Origin of the sequence: Clostridium sp. C2-6-12 (assembly GCF_009928485.1) — a bacterium.
Taxonomy (GTDB): domain Bacteria; phylum Bacillota; class Clostridia; order Clostridiales; family Clostridiaceae; genus Clostridium.
Window position 1 is genome coordinate 135,351 of the sequence record NZ_JAABNP010000010.1, and the last position, 14,944, is coordinate 150,294.

A 14,944-nucleotide genomic window follows, 5' to 3' on the forward strand; every position below is an offset into this window, starting at 1 on the left:
TATTAACTGTTGAAAAAGAAAAGTTCCTTATTGCAGCAAAGCTGCTCTTTATATAAGTGTACATCTTAGAGTGGACTCTAAGTCAATACTTTTTTCCTAAAATAAAAAAGTAAGTTCGTGATTTCACAGTTAAATTAACTATTAACTTAGTATTAAACTGTTCTTTATAAAATAACTTGCAGGTAAATTAAACGTACTTATTAATTTACCTGCAGTTATTTATATTACAATCTATGTAAAATCCACTTTGTTCCTCTGAGTCTATGCAAATATAAAGTTCCCCTAACGAGCCAATCTACATACATACCAATCCATATTCCAAGTATGCCCACTTTAAATACTATTCCTATTATATAACCAAAACCTATTCTAAATATCCACATACCAATAAAAGCTGTCATCATTGTATATCTTGTATCACCTGCTCCTTTAAGTCCAGAAGAAAGCACAAAAGAAATAGCCCATACAAGCAATGCTATACTATTGCTTCTAATTAACAATCCAGTAAGCCTTATTACTTCTGGTACATTAGTATAAAGGCTTGCTACCCACTCTGCAATTGGAACAAATATTATTCCAATTGAAACTAAACAAACTGTTGTAAACTTAACTAAATAGATTAAAGTACTTTTAGCTCCTTTGATATCGTTTCTTCCAACATATTGGCCTACTAAAGCTGTAGCCGCTAAACAAAGGGCATTTCCAGGAACATTAATAATTTGGCATATAGACATCCCAATAGCATTAGCAGCAATTGAAGCAGTTCCCATAGTTACTATAAATATTTGAACTATTAATTTTCCTGAATTAAAAATTACTTGCTCCATTCCTGCTGGAATTCCTATATTAAATATATTTTTTTGAATCCTCATATCAAATTTAAATGGATATAATTTTCTAATTTTTATTATTTTACTTCCTCTAAATAAAATTATCATTATAAGTATGGCACCAATCAATCTTGCTATTGCTATAGCTATTGCTGCCCCCATTATTCCAAAGGATGGTATGTAAAGTGAATTAACTCCATATATTAATATGTATCCTAAGATAATATTTATTACATTCATAATTATTGAAATATACATAGGCGTTTTTGTATCTCCAGCTCCCCTAAGTATACCATTTGCTATTTGCTCAATTGCAACAAATGGATATGTAAGTAAGGTAAATTCTATATATAATTTTGCATTGGATTTAACCAATTCTTCTGCTGATCCATATAAAATGTTAATTAACGGCACCCGAAAAATCCATAAAAATAATGATATTATTACTGAAAGTATAAATCCTGATACTATAGCTTGTTTTGCCGTTTCATTAGCCTGTCTAGGCTGTTCTTTTCCAATTTGTTGAGCAACGACTACAGTTGCACCTACAGACAAAGCTGCAAAAAATGATATAAAGAGCATATTTATTGAATCTACCATTCCAATAGCTGAAACCGCCTGTGCTCCTATATGACCTGCCATCATTGTATTACAAACTCCAAGAAGCATGACAAAAGTCTGCTCCACCATTATTGGTATTGCAAGCTTTAAAACATTTTTTCTTATTAACATCCTATTTCCTTCTTCCTCTAGTTATACTAGATATTAATCTATATTATAATTTAAATATTTATCATTGTTCACGTTAACAAATCATCATACTTGTCCTATTACTATTTTCATCCTAAAGTAAACTCTGAGTCAACAGTTTTTTGCAATTTGTAATATAAATTTACAAATTCCATCACTTAGAGTATACTCTAATATGTAAATCACATTTGTACTTTACAATTATTAAGGAGGATACCCATATGGGATATAGTATTGCTGAAGTAGCTGAAAAAACTAATTTAACTCCACATACTCTAAGATATTATGAGAAAGAAGGGCTTCTTCCCTTCGTAGATAGAAGTGGTACTGGAAACAGAGATTTTAAAGAGAAAGATCTAGAATGGTTAGAGCTTATTTGCTGTCTGAAAAATACAGGTATGTCAATTAAGCAAATCAAAGAAGTTATAACTTTATGTCTTAAAGGCGATGATACTCTCGAAATCCGAAGAGAAATATTTATCCGTCATCGAGAAGAAGTTTTAAATCAAATTTCAGAATTACATAAAAATCTCGATAAGATTAATTGCAAGATTAATTATTATGATTCTATTTGCAGCAAAAATATAAAATAAATCAAATAGAAAAATGTCCAAATATAAGATAACTTCTTATATTTGGACATTTTTATCGTAATCTTTATCCTGTAGTCTTAAATGCATATAAAAATCAAATCACACTTTATTGTATAAATTTATTTTCCATGCAAACTCACACTTTCTATTTTTTCTTTGGTTCTTTGTATTCAACACCTTTAGTATCAACTGTTATTGATGTAATAATAACATCTTTTTTAGGTGCATCATTCGGATCAGTTTCTACACTTTGAATCTTGTCTAATACTTCTAATCCTGAAATAACTTTACCAAATGCTGCGTATTCTCCATCTAAATTTGGAACATCTCCTGCCATTATAAAAAACTGACTTCCCGCACTATTAGGATTTTGAGTTCTAGCCATTGAAATTACTCCCTTTGTATGTTTTAAGCTATTAGCAAAACCATTTGATGTAAATTCACCTTCAATAGAATATCCAGGTCCTCCTGTACCAGTACCTTTAGGATCTCCACCTTGAATCATAAATCCTTTAATTATTCTATGAAATTTCAAGTTATTATAAAAACCTTTATTAGTTAATGAAATAAAATTGTTAACTGTATTGGGCGCAATTTCTGGATATAATTCAACTTCCATAGTACCATATCCTTCTACGTTTATAGTTACTACAGGTAGATTTTTATTTCCGTTTGTTGGATTAGTATTGCTATTTTCTACTTTAGGAGTAGTTTCACTTGTTTTATCCACTTTACCTTTAGCGTTACTACATCCTGTTAATAAAAGCATTCCCATTAACATTGTCATTAAAAATAAACTTAAATATTTTTTTATATGTAAAAAACTTGATTTTTGTATGTATAAAGTTTTTGGTTTTTGTATGTGTAAAGATTCTATTTTTTGTATGTGCATATTTTTCTCCTTAATTTTTATATTTTTGCTTTTATAGTATATCACATTTTCTTATATTAAATTAGTAATATTCATATAAATTTAATATTTAAATACTTACTCAAAAGTATTATTACCGAAATCCTCTTTAATATAACTTAATTTAAGTAATTAGAAATACTTATAATAAAATCAAAATATAGGTTGCACTTTGTTTTATACATTTATAAAATATTTAATATTTTTATAAATTAATATTGTAAAACGTATTCATAAACTGGTATAATTATATATATATTTAAAAATATTTATATTTATATAAAACAAATCATACTATTGTTATTCTCTTATTTTTAAACACCAATTATAATTAAACCTTTTCACTAATGTATTATTTTGTATTTAGGTTTTTATTAAATGTTAACAGAAGGAGTGATTCCATATGTCCAAAAAATTATCACTAAAAATAAAAGAACATGCAAGTGAAAGAAAACCTCTTCACTTAAATAAGGAAAAAATGTCTTTTGAAGAAATTACTTCCAAACTTCAAAGTAACAAAACTTTAAAAAAATTATTTTTGTTTATTGAAAACGAATCAATAGAAAAAAAAATTTCTAATTCTTTTAAATTTATAATAATATTAATGGCTGTAGCAATGATTTGCTCTATGATATCGATTATTTCAATGGCTTCAAGAACTAATAAATTATATGCTTCCCCTTATACTGTTTCAAAAACCATTTCTAATATTAAATACAATTTAAAAGATTTAGACGATAATCTTTATAAAGCTATTGCAACAACAGAAAGCTCAAAAAGAAATTATAGCATAGATGTTTCTAATGCTGCAGCTGAGGACCTTAAAAAGAATATTGAAGCATTAAATAATATCTTTACTGGTGATCCTGCTCTTCTAAAAACACTTTCAGATAATGTTAATGCATTAGAGCCAATAAGACAAGATGCTTGTACCTTCCTTAAAGATGGGAAAAAAGATAGAGCATTAAAACTTCTTGAATCTTCATATGCTTTGACAATGGAACTAAATCAAAAAACAATTCAAGACATATCTAATCAAGCTGAAATAGATGCCGAGAAATTTGTCAGTGGTTCAAATACATATAGAAATTTAAGTGTAACTGCTATCTTTATATTTATATTAATAATATTGCTTATTGCAGCTTTAGTTGGAAAATTATTAAAAGAAAAGCTAATAGAAGGAATTAATAATATAAAAAACATATCAAAAAATTTATTAGAAGGAAATTTAAAGGTAGAATCTACTTATACCAGCACTGATGAAATGGGTGAAATGTGCAATGATTTAATGGATTCTTTAACAATGCTAACTTCTTATATAAATGATATTACTAGCACTCTTGAAAGATTATCAAATTCAGATTTAAATATAGATTTAGATACTTCAATTTGCTATAAAGGAGACTTCTCACCTATTCAAGAATCACTTAATAAAATTGTTACGAGTTTAAATTCTACCTTCCATCAAGTTAGTGAATCAATAGATTTAGTAAAAAACAGCTCAGAACAACTTACTGGAACTACTCAAATGCTATCTGAAGGTTCTACTGAACAAGCAGGTGCTGTAGAAGACTTATTAGGAAGCTTTACAAGAGTATTATCACAGGTTCAAAAAAATACAGAAAATGCATATGAAGCTAACAGCTTTTCTGATAAAACAAAAGATATAGTAAAAGATGGAACAGAAAAAATGGATCATTTAATGAAATCTATGAAAGAAATTACTGCTTCTTCAAGGCAAATTGCTGAAATTGTAAACACAATAGAAGAAATAGCTTCACAAACAAATCTATTAGCCTTAAATGCAGCAATAGAAGCGGCAAGAGCTGGGGACGCTGGAAAGGGGTTTGCAGTGGTTGCTGATGAGGTAAAGAGACTTGCAGCCCAGTCTTCCGAAGCAGTTAAAAATACTACAAAAATAATTGATAGTTCCTTATACGCAGTAATGGAAGGTGAAAATCTAGCTAAAGAAACTGCTCACGCTTTAAATATAATCGTTAAAAATGTAGATGATACTGCTCATCTAGTTAAACAAATAGCTGAAGAGTCAAAGGAGCAGGCTAATGCAATAGAAAAAATGACCTCTAGAGTTCATAAAATATCTGATGTAGTTCAAATTAATTCAGCAACTGCGGAAGAAACAGCTGCCTCAACTCAAGAATTAGCTTCTCAATCACAATTAATACATGACAAGCTTTCAATTTACAACTTAAAAAATTAAATAATTAAATTAGCTTACCCTAAAATATATAAATTTAGAACCAGCTGCATATATGATTAAAATTCATATAAACAGCTGGTTCTCTATTGTTTTAATTTCTATTTTTCTCCATCCATTTAACAGCCCAATCTACTAAATCTCTTTGTCTGATTAATCTTACATCTGCATTTCCAACCTTGTGAACTTTTATGTTTCTTTCTCTCTCATATTCCTCTCCAAGCCTTACAAAATCCTCATCATCTACAGCTTGAGTATTATATGTTACCCATTCTCTTTTACCATTAATCATGATTGCACTACTCTCATTTGTAAACTTTTTGCTTGGAAAATTCGCTCTAACTTCTGCCAAGTGTAGAGATGTATTCTTATCATATCCAACTCCAATAAGTAATACATATCCATCTAATTTATATAATTTATCTACTGGTGAATTTTCTCCAAAAATATTACTTAAATCATGTTCTTTTGTAATATATTCCGCATGTTTTCCAACTGCTGCTATTGACCTTGCAGGATGATTTGACCTTTTTGCTCCTGGCCATTTTCTAAACATTTCTGCAACCTCTCCCATATTAATTGCTGGAGTAATTTCTTTATCATATGCTGGCCAATTTTCACGTATTATAGGTCACCATTCCTCTGGTTCCTCCCAGTGTACGCCTGTTGATGGATCAAGATTCTTCCATGTTTGAGATGGCATCATTAAAGTGCCTTCCTCTCCTACTATTTCAAGAAGTGCTCTTATTAGAATTTCAGCACCTCCTACAACAAAGCCCAAGCTCTTTAAAGAAGTGTGTACAAAAATTGCCTGTCCCTTCGAAACTCCACAACTTTTGAAACCTTCTATTAAGTCTTCCTTAGTTAATATAGCCCTTGATTCTTTTTTCTCTTCCATTCCTTATTCCTCCATGCCCTTATATTTAAATATTTATATATATTTTAAAGAGGTCTTATTTCCTCCTCTCTTTTCCAATAAACTTCCTATTAAAATCTCTTCATCTATTAATTCTTTTCCTTCTCTCTCCTTCAATTTTAATAAATATATATCATGATGAATATGCTCTGATACTATATTGGCAAGAAATTGATTTTCAGTAAAGGTTCCTGTCATTTCTTCGTTTTCACCATTTGCAGAACAAATAAGCGTATAGTTTAAATCTACTACCATCATTAAACGTATTTCATCTTCTTTATTTTCAACTTCATTATTTGCTTCAATTGAATGATAATGCATTTCTATTGGCAAATTATCTACATTCATATGTTTATATGTAAATACTATTATTCTTACACCTTTTTTATCTAACGTATCAAATTCACTTTTAAAAATTTGTAAATCTATGCAAGTATTAATATATACTTCCTTTTCTGCATAAAGTAATAATTCTTTTGCTTTATTTATAAAATTTTGGGTACCGCTTAAGTTATAATAATTTTTTTCTGTATCCCCCTGTTCCAGCTTTAACAGTTCATCTTTAATAGTATTAGCCGATTCTTCAAAGTTTGATTTCATTTTTTCAATTAAAATATCTGGTTTTTCTGCTGTGTACATATTTGTATCTCCGGAAATTAAATATACGCAGCCTCTTTTATATAAATTATCCAGTGCTAAATAAACTGAAGATCTAGATGCATTAATTTTTTTTGCTATTTGAGACCCATTAAGTTCGTTTGACTTTACTAATTCAATATAAACCATTGCTTCAATTTTATTAAAATTTAATGTTTGTAATTTTTTAATTAACTCTTCTTCCACGTTTATCACCTCGTTGTACAAATTGTACTACTCAATATATATCTATGTCAATATTATTATTTTTATGCAAATTATTTACTATTTAACAACTTTCTCATATAGAAACAAAGAAGATAACCTTTTGCTTGAATTTATTTTATTCCAAACAAAAGATTATCCTCTTTATAAATTTTTAGGAAGACATCTATCTAATTCTTCAGCTGGTATATTTAGAAACACCTTTAATATTTCTGCATCTAATTGGCTTCCAGCACATTCTTTCATTATTTCAATTGCCCTTTCATATTTCATTCCCTGTCTGTATGGTCTATTAGTAACCAATGCTGAAAAAGTATCTGCAACAGCCAATATTCTAGATTCTAATGGAATATTTTCCTTTGATACACTATAATAGCCCTTACCATCTATTCTTTCATGATGATATAATATCCATTCTGATATTTCATCCAGTCCTCTAATGTTTCTAATAATCTCTGTACCCTTTTGTGGATGTATCTTTATTACATCATATTCTGAATCACTGAGCTTTCCTGGTTTATTTAGTATGTCTTCTGGTACTCCAATCTTACCTATATCATGTAGAAGGCCGGCATACTCTAACATATCCTCATCACAGCTTTTTGCTAATCTCTGAGATATCATTACTGATAAATTTGCAACATGTTCAGAATGTCCCATAGTATATTTATCTCTAACTTCTATTGCACTTATTAAAGCTCTGATTGTTTGAAGATAGGTTTCATTAACTAAATGAAACATTTTAGATTGAATAAGTATTCCTATAAATACAAATATTGCACCAAAAAAGAATATTAGTCCAACAAAAGTTAATCTAATTTCAATTTGATTAAATAATATTCCTACTGCTACTGATAAATATCCTAATAGAAAAAAACATATGAGCAATAGATGTATTTTGCACTCTATATTTAGAAATTTACGTTTTGCATTATGTATTAATTTAAAATTTCTATACGCCTTACAATATTTTATTATGTTTATACTCATTATAAGTGCTCCCATAATTACTAATACAAAGCTTATCCATGAACTCATATCCATAAATCTTCGACCTTCCTCATATGTTTATTCTCAATTTAAATTTAAAACTCTCTCCTTATACATAAGACAAGTTATTTTATTTAAAACTATTACATTTAATATATCGTTTTCATTTAACTACTTTTCTGGTTCCATTTACACTCAACCCGGATTTTGGTCCGTATTCTAAAGAATATTACCATATGTATTTTTACCACATATATAGTGATACTCATCAAAATAGATACAATCTTACATTTATAACGTTACTATTTATTTAAATAACCTTTTATAAATTCCTGTATCTCAACAAGAATTTCTTACTATTCTCTAAAAATTCAATTATAGATTCAACAGATAGTTGTCCAATTTTATTTCTAATTAATCTTGCCAGCTGAATAAAATCATTATTTTTATCATTTAGATATCCAGCTTCATTATATAATAACATCAGTTATATCATTATTTATAAATAAACTTTTGAATATTAATAATATTTAATATAGCAGCTTTATCATTTGAATAATCTATTTTATCTTACTCAAACATAACACTCCCCCTCTCCTATACAGTGTTAGATTACGTAAAAATTCTTTTTAGTATTTTATTACTACTTTAATATTATAACCCATATTTAAACTTCTTAAAATAATACTATCTAATTTACTATTCTTGCCATTATAATTAGTTTTACTGAACATGACATTACTTATATGTATACAATTAAAGTAAGCCTTTTCTATTTTCTTTTCATATTTTTTTACTTTGCAATCAATATCATCTTATTTTTATTAACTTTATACATAAAAAAACTTTTAATCAATGCTTTATAAATTATAAACACAAATCATTCCCACCATACTTTTGGCTATATAACTAGCCTTTAGTCCAACCATTCATTATTCTTAAAAGAAATTTATATTTCTAAATAAATTCCCCTTTACTTTTTTATAGAAATCGCTTACTATAAAAATATAGAATAAGGAGGAGTTAAATATGTACGATATTAATTTATTAAAAAGCAATTTTACTGAAGTATTTAAAAAAGACTCTGAAAGTGTTTTCTTTTCACCTGGTAGAGTTAATTTAATTGGTGAACATACAGATTATAATGGTGGTAATGTATTTCCTTGTGCATTAACAATTGGAACTTATGCAATAGTTGCAAAAAGAGATGATAAGAAAGTTTTACTTCACTCTTTAAACTTTAAAGATTTAGGAGTTATAGAATTTTCTTTAGATAATATGGTTTATGAAAAAGAACATGATTGGGCAAACTATCCAAAAGGAGTAATTAAAACATTAGAAAACCATGGTTTTAAAGCTGAAAATGGTTTTGAAATTCTTTTCTATGGTAACATTCCTAATGGTTCTGGTTTATCATCTTCTGCTTCATTAGAAGTATTAATGGGAACTATATTAAATGAATCATTTAACTTCAAAATTGATATGGTTGATATAGTTAAGATGTGCCAAGAAGCTGAAAACAAATTTATCGGTGTAAACTGTGGAATAATGGACCAATTTGCTGTTGGTATGGGTAAAGAAAATTGTGCAATCCTTTTAGATTGTAACACTCTAAATTATTCTTACAGCAAGTTAAATCTTGATGGTTATAAGATAGTAATCGGTAATACAAACAAAAAGAGAGGTTTAGCTGATTCTAAGTATAATGAAAGACGTGGAGAATGTGAAGATGCTTTAGCTAAGATCCAAACAGTAAAAAATATCACTGCTTTAGGTGAACTTACTGAAGAAGAATTTGAAGCTGTAAAAGATTGTATCGGTGATCCAATCAAAACAAAGAGAGCAAAACATGCTGTTTACGAAAATCAAAGAACTTTAAAAGCTGTAAAAGCTTTAGAAGATAGTAACTTGGAGTTATTTGGTAAGCTTATGAATGAATCTCATATTTCTTTAAGAGATGATTATGAAGTTACTGGAATAGAATTAGATACCTTAGTTGAATTAGCTTGGGAAGCAGAAGGTGTAGTTGGTTCTCGTATGACTGGAGCCGGTTTCGGTGGATGTACCGTAAGCATAGTAAAAGATGAATGCATAGATAAATTCAAAGAAACTTTAACAGCTAAATATAAAGAAAAAATTGGTTATGAACCAGATTTCTATGTAGTAAGTATTTCTGACGGAACAAGAAAACTTAGTTAATAAAGGAGATGTTAATATGTCAATATTAGTTTGTGGTGGTGCTGGATATATAGGTTCTCATACAGTGTATGAACTTATAAAACAAAATAAGGATGTTGTAATAGTAGATAATTTACAATCTGGTCATTTAAATGCTGTTCATCCAAAGGCAAAATTCTACCAAGGTGATATAAGAGACGCTGAATTTTTAGATAAAGTTTTTACAGAAAATAATATTGAAGCTGTAATACATTTTGCTGCTAACTCACTTGTTGGAGAAAGTATGACAAAACCATTAATGTACTTCAACAATAATGTATATGGTATGCAAGTTTTACTTGAAAGCATGGTAAAGAATAACATAAAACACATAGTATTCTCTTCTACTGCAGCAGTATATGGAGAACCTAAAAAGATTCCTATACTTGAAAATGATGAAACTAATCCAACAAACCCTTATGGTGAAACAAAACTTACTATGGAAAAAATGATGAAATGGGTAAGTCAAGCTAATGGAATAACTTTTGTTTCTTTAAGATATTTCAACGCTGCTGGTGCTATTGAAGATGGAAGCATTGGTGAAGATCACTCTCCAGAAAGTCACTTAATTCCATTAATCCTTCAAGTACCACTAGGAAAAAGAGAGGCTATAACTGTTTTTGGAGAAGATTACGATACTCCAGATGGAACATGTATCAGAGATTACATCCATGTTCTTGATTTAGCAGATGCACATATTAAAGCTGTTGAATATTTACAAGCTGGTAATGAAAGCAATATCTTCAATCTTGGTAATGGAGTTGGCTTCAGCGTTAAGGAAATGATCAATTCAGCTAAGGAAGCTACTCAAGAAGACATTAAAGTTGTTATTGGTGAAAGACGTGCTGGTGACCCTGCAAGATTAATAGCTTCAAATGAAAAAGCTAGAAATATCTTAGGATGGGTACCTAAATTTACAGATGTTAAAGATGTAATAAACACTGCTTGGGGATGGCACAAATCTCATCCAGATGGTTATGGAGACCGTAAATAAGGGGGATTTTAAATGATAAACTATGAAATAAACAGACTTATAAATTTTGCTCTTCAGCAAAACCTTATAACAGAAGAAGATAAAATCTACTCTACTAACCTACTTCTTGGAACACTTAAATTAAATGAATTTTATCCAGAAGAAGTTAATGAGAGATTAGTAACACCTACCCCTATATTAGAAAACATATTAGATTATGCATCTGAGCAAAATTTAATAGAAAATACTGTTACTGAAAGAGATTTATTTGATACTGAAATAATGAATTGTCTTATGCCTAGACCATCAGAAGTTATAAGTAAATTTAATGAATTATATAAGGAAAATCCAGAAAAGGCTACTGAATATTACTATAATTTAAGCATAGCTTCTAACTATATCAGAAAAGACAGAATCGATAAAAATATCGTTTGGAAAGCTAAGACTGAATATGGCGATTTAGACATAACAATAAATCTTTCAAAACCAGAAAAAGATCCAAGGGATATAGCTAAGGCTAAGTTAATTAAATCAAGCTCATATCCAAAATGTTTATTATGTAAGGAAAATGAAGGTTTCTATGGACACATAAATCACCCAGCAAGACAAACTCATAGAATTATACCTTTAGATTTTACTGGAGGGCAAAAATACTTCTTGCAATACTCTCCTTACACTTATTATAATGAACATTGCATAATATTTAATGATGCACATATACCTATGAAAATTAATAAAGATACTTTTAGAAACTTATTAATTTTTACAGATATATTGCCTCATTACTTTGCCGGATCTAATGCAGATTTACCTATAGTTGGTGGTTCTATATTATCTCATGATCATTATCAAGGTGGTCATTATACTTTTGCTATGGCTGAAGCTGAAGCAGAGAAAAAATACACACTATTTGGTTATGAAGATATTGAAGTGAGCAGAGTTAAATGGCCAATGTCTGTTGTAAGACTTTCAGGTAGGACTAAAGATAAATTATTAGATTTAGCTGATCATATTTTAACTTCTTGGAGAACTTATTCTGATGAATCCGTAGGTATACTAAGTCATTCAGGTGATGAACCACATAACACTATAACTCCTATTGCTAGAAAAAGAAATGGTAACTATGAACTTGATTTAGTTCTTAGAAATAATAGAACAAGTGCTGAACATCCTCTAGGTATTTTCCATCCGCATAATGAAGTTCATCATATAAAGAAGGAAAATATAGGACTTATCGAAGTTATGGGACTTGCAGTTCTTCCAGCTAGATTAAAAGAAGAATTAAATATATTAAAAGATTGTTTAATAAATAAAGTACCTGATATTTCAGATAATGAAACTGTTGCAGTACATGCTAATTGGTATAAAAATCTTTTAGAAAAATATTCAAATATAACAGAAGAAAATGCTTATGGTATATTACAAGAAGAAGTTGGATTTAAATTCCTTGAAGTACTATGTCATGCAGGTGTTTACAAGAGAGATGAAGCAGGCCTTGCAGCCTTTGATAAATTTATAAATACATTATAAGGTGGAGTAATTATGAAGTTAACTATAGTAGATGTGGCTAAAAAAGCAAATGTATCAGTTGCAACAGTTTCAAGAGTAATGAATGGAAACTATCCTGTAAAAGCTGAAACAAAACAAAGAGTTCTTCAAGTTATAGAAGAGCTTAACTATATACCTAACATGCAGGCCCGTGAGCTTACACAAAAAAAGTCAGCTACTATAGGCGTTGTAGTTCCTAGTATTAATAATATGTTTTTCCCAGAAGTTATAACTGGAATAGAAACCAGCTTAAAGCTTAATTCATTATCTCTCGTTTTAGCTTGCAGCAACAATGACAGCGAAGAAGAAAAATTATGTGTTAATAACTTGTTATCAAGAAATGTGTCTGGAATAATAATTATTGACCCTAATGCAGAAAATGTAGAATCAAAATTCTATCATGGCATTTCAAAACAAACGCCTGTTGTTTTTGTTAATGGACCTTCTGTTTCTTCAAACATTTCATCAGTTATTAACGATGAAGCCATGGGAGCAAATATGGCGTTAAATCATCTGTTGGAAAATAACCATAAAGATATATTATTTGTAAGAGGAAAAGATAGTTATTCCTATGATGTTAAAGAAAAAGTATATAAATCAACAATGGAGAAGTTAAATAGCTTTAATCCAAAAAATATTATTAACATAGGAAATGGAAATAGCAGCGAAACTGTTGATAACACTGTTAACATATTCCTCGATGTGTTAAAAAAATCTTCAGCAACAGCCATTTTTGCCTGCAATGATCTTATGGCTGTAGGTGTCCTCAACGCCTGCAAAAAGTTAAATTTAGATGTCCCAAAAGATTTATCAATTATTGGCTTTGACAATATTGATTTAAGTAAATTTGTTGAACCTAAGTTAACTACAATAGATCAAAACATGTTCCTTCTTGGAACTAATGCAGCAACCTTACTATTGGAGAAAATAGAATTTGATAATTCCTATAGTAAAAGAATAATTCTTATAAATTCTTTAGTTGAGCGAGATACTATCTCTAAATTAGAGAGCAAATAAAATTACTTACCAGGCACTCCTTGATAAGTATAAACCAAAAGCAGTCCTATTCTTTATTGAATTAAGACTGCTTTTTAATCTTGCTTTATATCTTATTACTTTTGTACATATTCAGCTATCTTAGATACACTCTTTTCTAATTGTTTATCTACTTTTCCAGCTTCTTCAATATGACCAGTGATTTGTTTATTAGTTGTTGTAAGAGTTCCATCAACTTCCTTTATTGTGCTTATAGTTTGAACTACATAATCTTTTTGATTATTTATTGTACTAATTAATTTATTTGCTTCTTGCTCAACACTATTAAAGGAGTTTAAAGCATCTTCTATTTTTTCTAATGCTCCTTTTGAAGATTTAACCCCATCTGAAACTGCTAAAGTACTCTTTTCAACACTGCTTAAAACATTTCTAGTTTGGGTATCAATGTCACTAATCAATTTAGTTATATTGCTACTACTCTCTCCAGTCATTTCAGCTAATTTTCTAACTTCATCAGCAACTACTGAAAATCCTTTACCTTGCTCCCCTGCTCTTGCAGCTTCTATTGCTGCATTAAGCGCAAGAAGGTTTGTTTGAGATGCTATTCCACTGATCAATTGGGCAATTTCACCAATTTGCTTTAGCTTTTCACCTAATGAAGTAATATTTTTATATGTATCTTTTGTCTCAACATCTAGATTTTCAATTACCTTTATCATTCCTTCAACTGATTCTTTACCCTCAACAGATTTACCTAAAGTTGTCTTAGTAATTCCAACTAAATTACCACCTTGATTAAAAAGGGTATCTGTAGATAAACTTGTTTGTTCAGTTAAATTCAACACTTTTTGCATTTGATTTTCAATTTGTTCTGTTAATTCTGCGAGTATTTCATGCTCACCATTAACTTTATTATGTTGCTTTATTATATCTTCAATTTGTACATTAATACCTTTTAAAAATTCTATAGTATCATTGTTTTTACCTTGAACTTGTGGCTTTTCTTCACCAAAATTTGTAGTCTGAACTGCTTCACTAACATTATTTGCTTTTTTAAAAAAATTAACCATCCATTAATCCCCCTGCATTTTATTCTTACTAATAATTATCGTAGAATTCTAGCTAAACTAAAACAAAAAGCT

The 14,944-nt window shown here is 29.1% G+C and carries 11 protein-coding genes and 1 pseudogene; 6 read left to right on the forward strand and 6 right to left on the reverse strand.

Features of this window, described 5'->3' with window-relative positions; translation table 11 throughout:
* Positions 1-224: 224 nt before the first annotated feature.
* Positions 225-1,562, reverse strand: coding sequence for an MATE family efflux transporter (locus GXK56_RS10530; RefSeq protein WP_160687416.1), 1,338 nt, complete (start codon positions 1,560-1,562; stop codon positions 225-227).
* Between the two features lie 239 nt (positions 1,563-1,801).
* Here GXK56_RS10530 and GXK56_RS10535 point away from each other — a divergent pair, with 239 nt between their 5' ends.
* Entirely contained in the window at positions 1,802-2,173 is a 372-nt protein-coding gene (locus GXK56_RS10535) for a MerR family transcriptional regulator (protein WP_160687417.1), read from the forward strand.
* 145 nt (positions 2,174-2,318) lie between these two features.
* Here the strand turns inward: GXK56_RS10535 and GXK56_RS10540 are convergent, their stop codons facing one another.
* On the reverse strand, positions 2,319-2,960 hold the full coding sequence (locus GXK56_RS10540) for a peptidylprolyl isomerase (RefSeq protein ID WP_160687454.1): 642 nt from the start codon (positions 2,958-2,960) through the stop codon (positions 2,319-2,321).
* A 526-nt stretch (positions 2,961-3,486) separates the two neighbouring features.
* On the opposite strand from GXK56_RS10540, the gene GXK56_RS10545 reads away from it, so the two are divergent.
* Complete coding sequence (locus GXK56_RS10545) at positions 3,487-5,304, forward strand: methyl-accepting chemotaxis protein (protein WP_160687418.1); 1,818 nt, start codon at positions 3,487-3,489, stop codon at positions 5,302-5,304.
* 91 nt (positions 5,305-5,395) lie between these two features.
* Here GXK56_RS10545 and GXK56_RS10550 read toward each other — a convergent pair.
* The 3 genes and pseudogenes from GXK56_RS10550 to GXK56_RS10560 all read right to left on the reverse strand — a co-directional run bounded on the left by GXK56_RS10550 (position 5,396) and on the right by GXK56_RS10560 (position 8,122).
* Positions 5,396-6,199, reverse strand: a pseudogene (locus tag GXK56_RS10550) (AAC(3) family N-acetyltransferase).
* A gap of 33 nt (positions 6,200-6,232) precedes the next feature.
* Entirely contained in the window at positions 6,233-7,060 is an 828-nt protein-coding gene (locus GXK56_RS10555; RefSeq protein ID WP_160687419.1) for a TrmB family transcriptional regulator, read from the reverse strand.
* Between the two features lie 162 nt (positions 7,061-7,222).
* Entirely contained in the window at positions 7,223-8,122 is a 900-nt protein-coding gene (locus GXK56_RS10560; RefSeq protein ID WP_160687420.1) for an HD-GYP domain-containing protein, read from the reverse strand.
* Positions 8,123-9,097: 975 nt separating this feature from the next.
* Here GXK56_RS10560 and GXK56_RS10570 point away from each other — a divergent pair.
* The 4 genes from GXK56_RS10570 to GXK56_RS10585 are packed head-to-tail and all read left to right on the forward strand — an operon-like array spanning position 9,098 to position 13,823.
* Positions 9,098-10,267: a galactokinase gene (locus GXK56_RS10570; RefSeq protein WP_160687422.1), complete on the forward strand. Its 1,170-nt coding sequence runs from the start codon at positions 9,098-9,100 to the stop codon at positions 10,265-10,267.
* 16 nt (positions 10,268-10,283) lie between these two features.
* Positions 10,284-11,279 carry a UDP-glucose 4-epimerase GalE gene (galE, locus tag GXK56_RS10575; protein WP_160687423.1) on the forward strand — a complete coding sequence of 332 codons (996 nt, stop codon included), beginning with the start codon at positions 10,284-10,286 and terminating at the stop codon, positions 11,277-11,279.
* A 12-nt stretch (positions 11,280-11,291) separates the two neighbouring features.
* The gene (gene galT / locus GXK56_RS10580) at positions 11,292-12,788 is read left to right on the forward strand and encodes a UDP-glucose--hexose-1-phosphate uridylyltransferase (protein WP_160687424.1); all 1,497 of its coding nucleotides are present in this window, start codon (positions 11,292-11,294) and stop codon (positions 12,786-12,788) included.
* A 12-nt stretch (positions 12,789-12,800) separates the two neighbouring features.
* A complete protein-coding gene (locus GXK56_RS10585; protein ID WP_160687425.1) occupies positions 12,801-13,823 on the forward strand; it encodes a LacI family DNA-binding transcriptional regulator in 1,023 nt (340 codons plus the stop codon).
* 95 nt (positions 13,824-13,918) lie between these two features.
* Here GXK56_RS10585 and GXK56_RS10590 read toward each other — a convergent pair whose 3' ends face one another.
* Complete coding sequence (locus GXK56_RS10590) at positions 13,919-14,872, reverse strand: methyl-accepting chemotaxis protein (protein WP_160687426.1); 954 nt, start codon at positions 14,870-14,872, stop codon at positions 13,919-13,921.
* Positions 14,873-14,944: the final 72 nt, after the last annotated feature.

Excerpts from the sequence above, each read along its gene's own strand:
- GXK56_RS10530 (WP_160687416.1), bottom strand. The coding sequence starts at position 1,562 with ATGTTAATAAGAAAAAATGTTTTAAAGCTTGCAATACCAATAATGGTG.
- GXK56_RS10535 (WP_160687417.1), top strand. The coding sequence starts at position 1,802 with ATGGGATATAGTATTGCTGAAGTAGCTGAAAAAACTAATTTAACTCCA.
- GXK56_RS10540 (WP_160687454.1), bottom strand. The coding sequence starts at position 2,960 with ATGACAATGTTAATGGGAATGCTTTTATTAACAGGATGTAGTAACGCT.
- GXK56_RS10545 (WP_160687418.1), top strand. The coding sequence starts at position 3,487 with ATGTCCAAAAAATTATCACTAAAAATAAAAGAACATGCAAGTGAAAGA.
- GXK56_RS10560 (WP_160687420.1), bottom strand. The coding sequence starts at position 8,122 with ATGGATATGAGTTCATGGATAAGCTTTGTATTAGTAATTATGGGAGCA.
- GXK56_RS10570 (WP_160687422.1), top strand. The coding sequence starts at position 9,098 with ATGTACGATATTAATTTATTAAAAAGCAATTTTACTGAAGTATTTAAA.
- galE (WP_160687423.1), top strand. The coding sequence starts at position 10,284 with ATGTCAATATTAGTTTGTGGTGGTGCTGGATATATAGGTTCTCATACA.
- galT (WP_160687424.1), top strand. The coding sequence starts at position 11,292 with ATGATAAACTATGAAATAAACAGACTTATAAATTTTGCTCTTCAGCAA.
- GXK56_RS10585 (WP_160687425.1), top strand. The coding sequence starts at position 12,801 with ATGAAGTTAACTATAGTAGATGTGGCTAAAAAAGCAAATGTATCAGTT.
- GXK56_RS10590 (WP_160687426.1), bottom strand. The coding sequence starts at position 14,872 with ATGGTTAATTTTTTTAAAAAAGCAAATAATGTTAGTGAAGCAGTTCAG.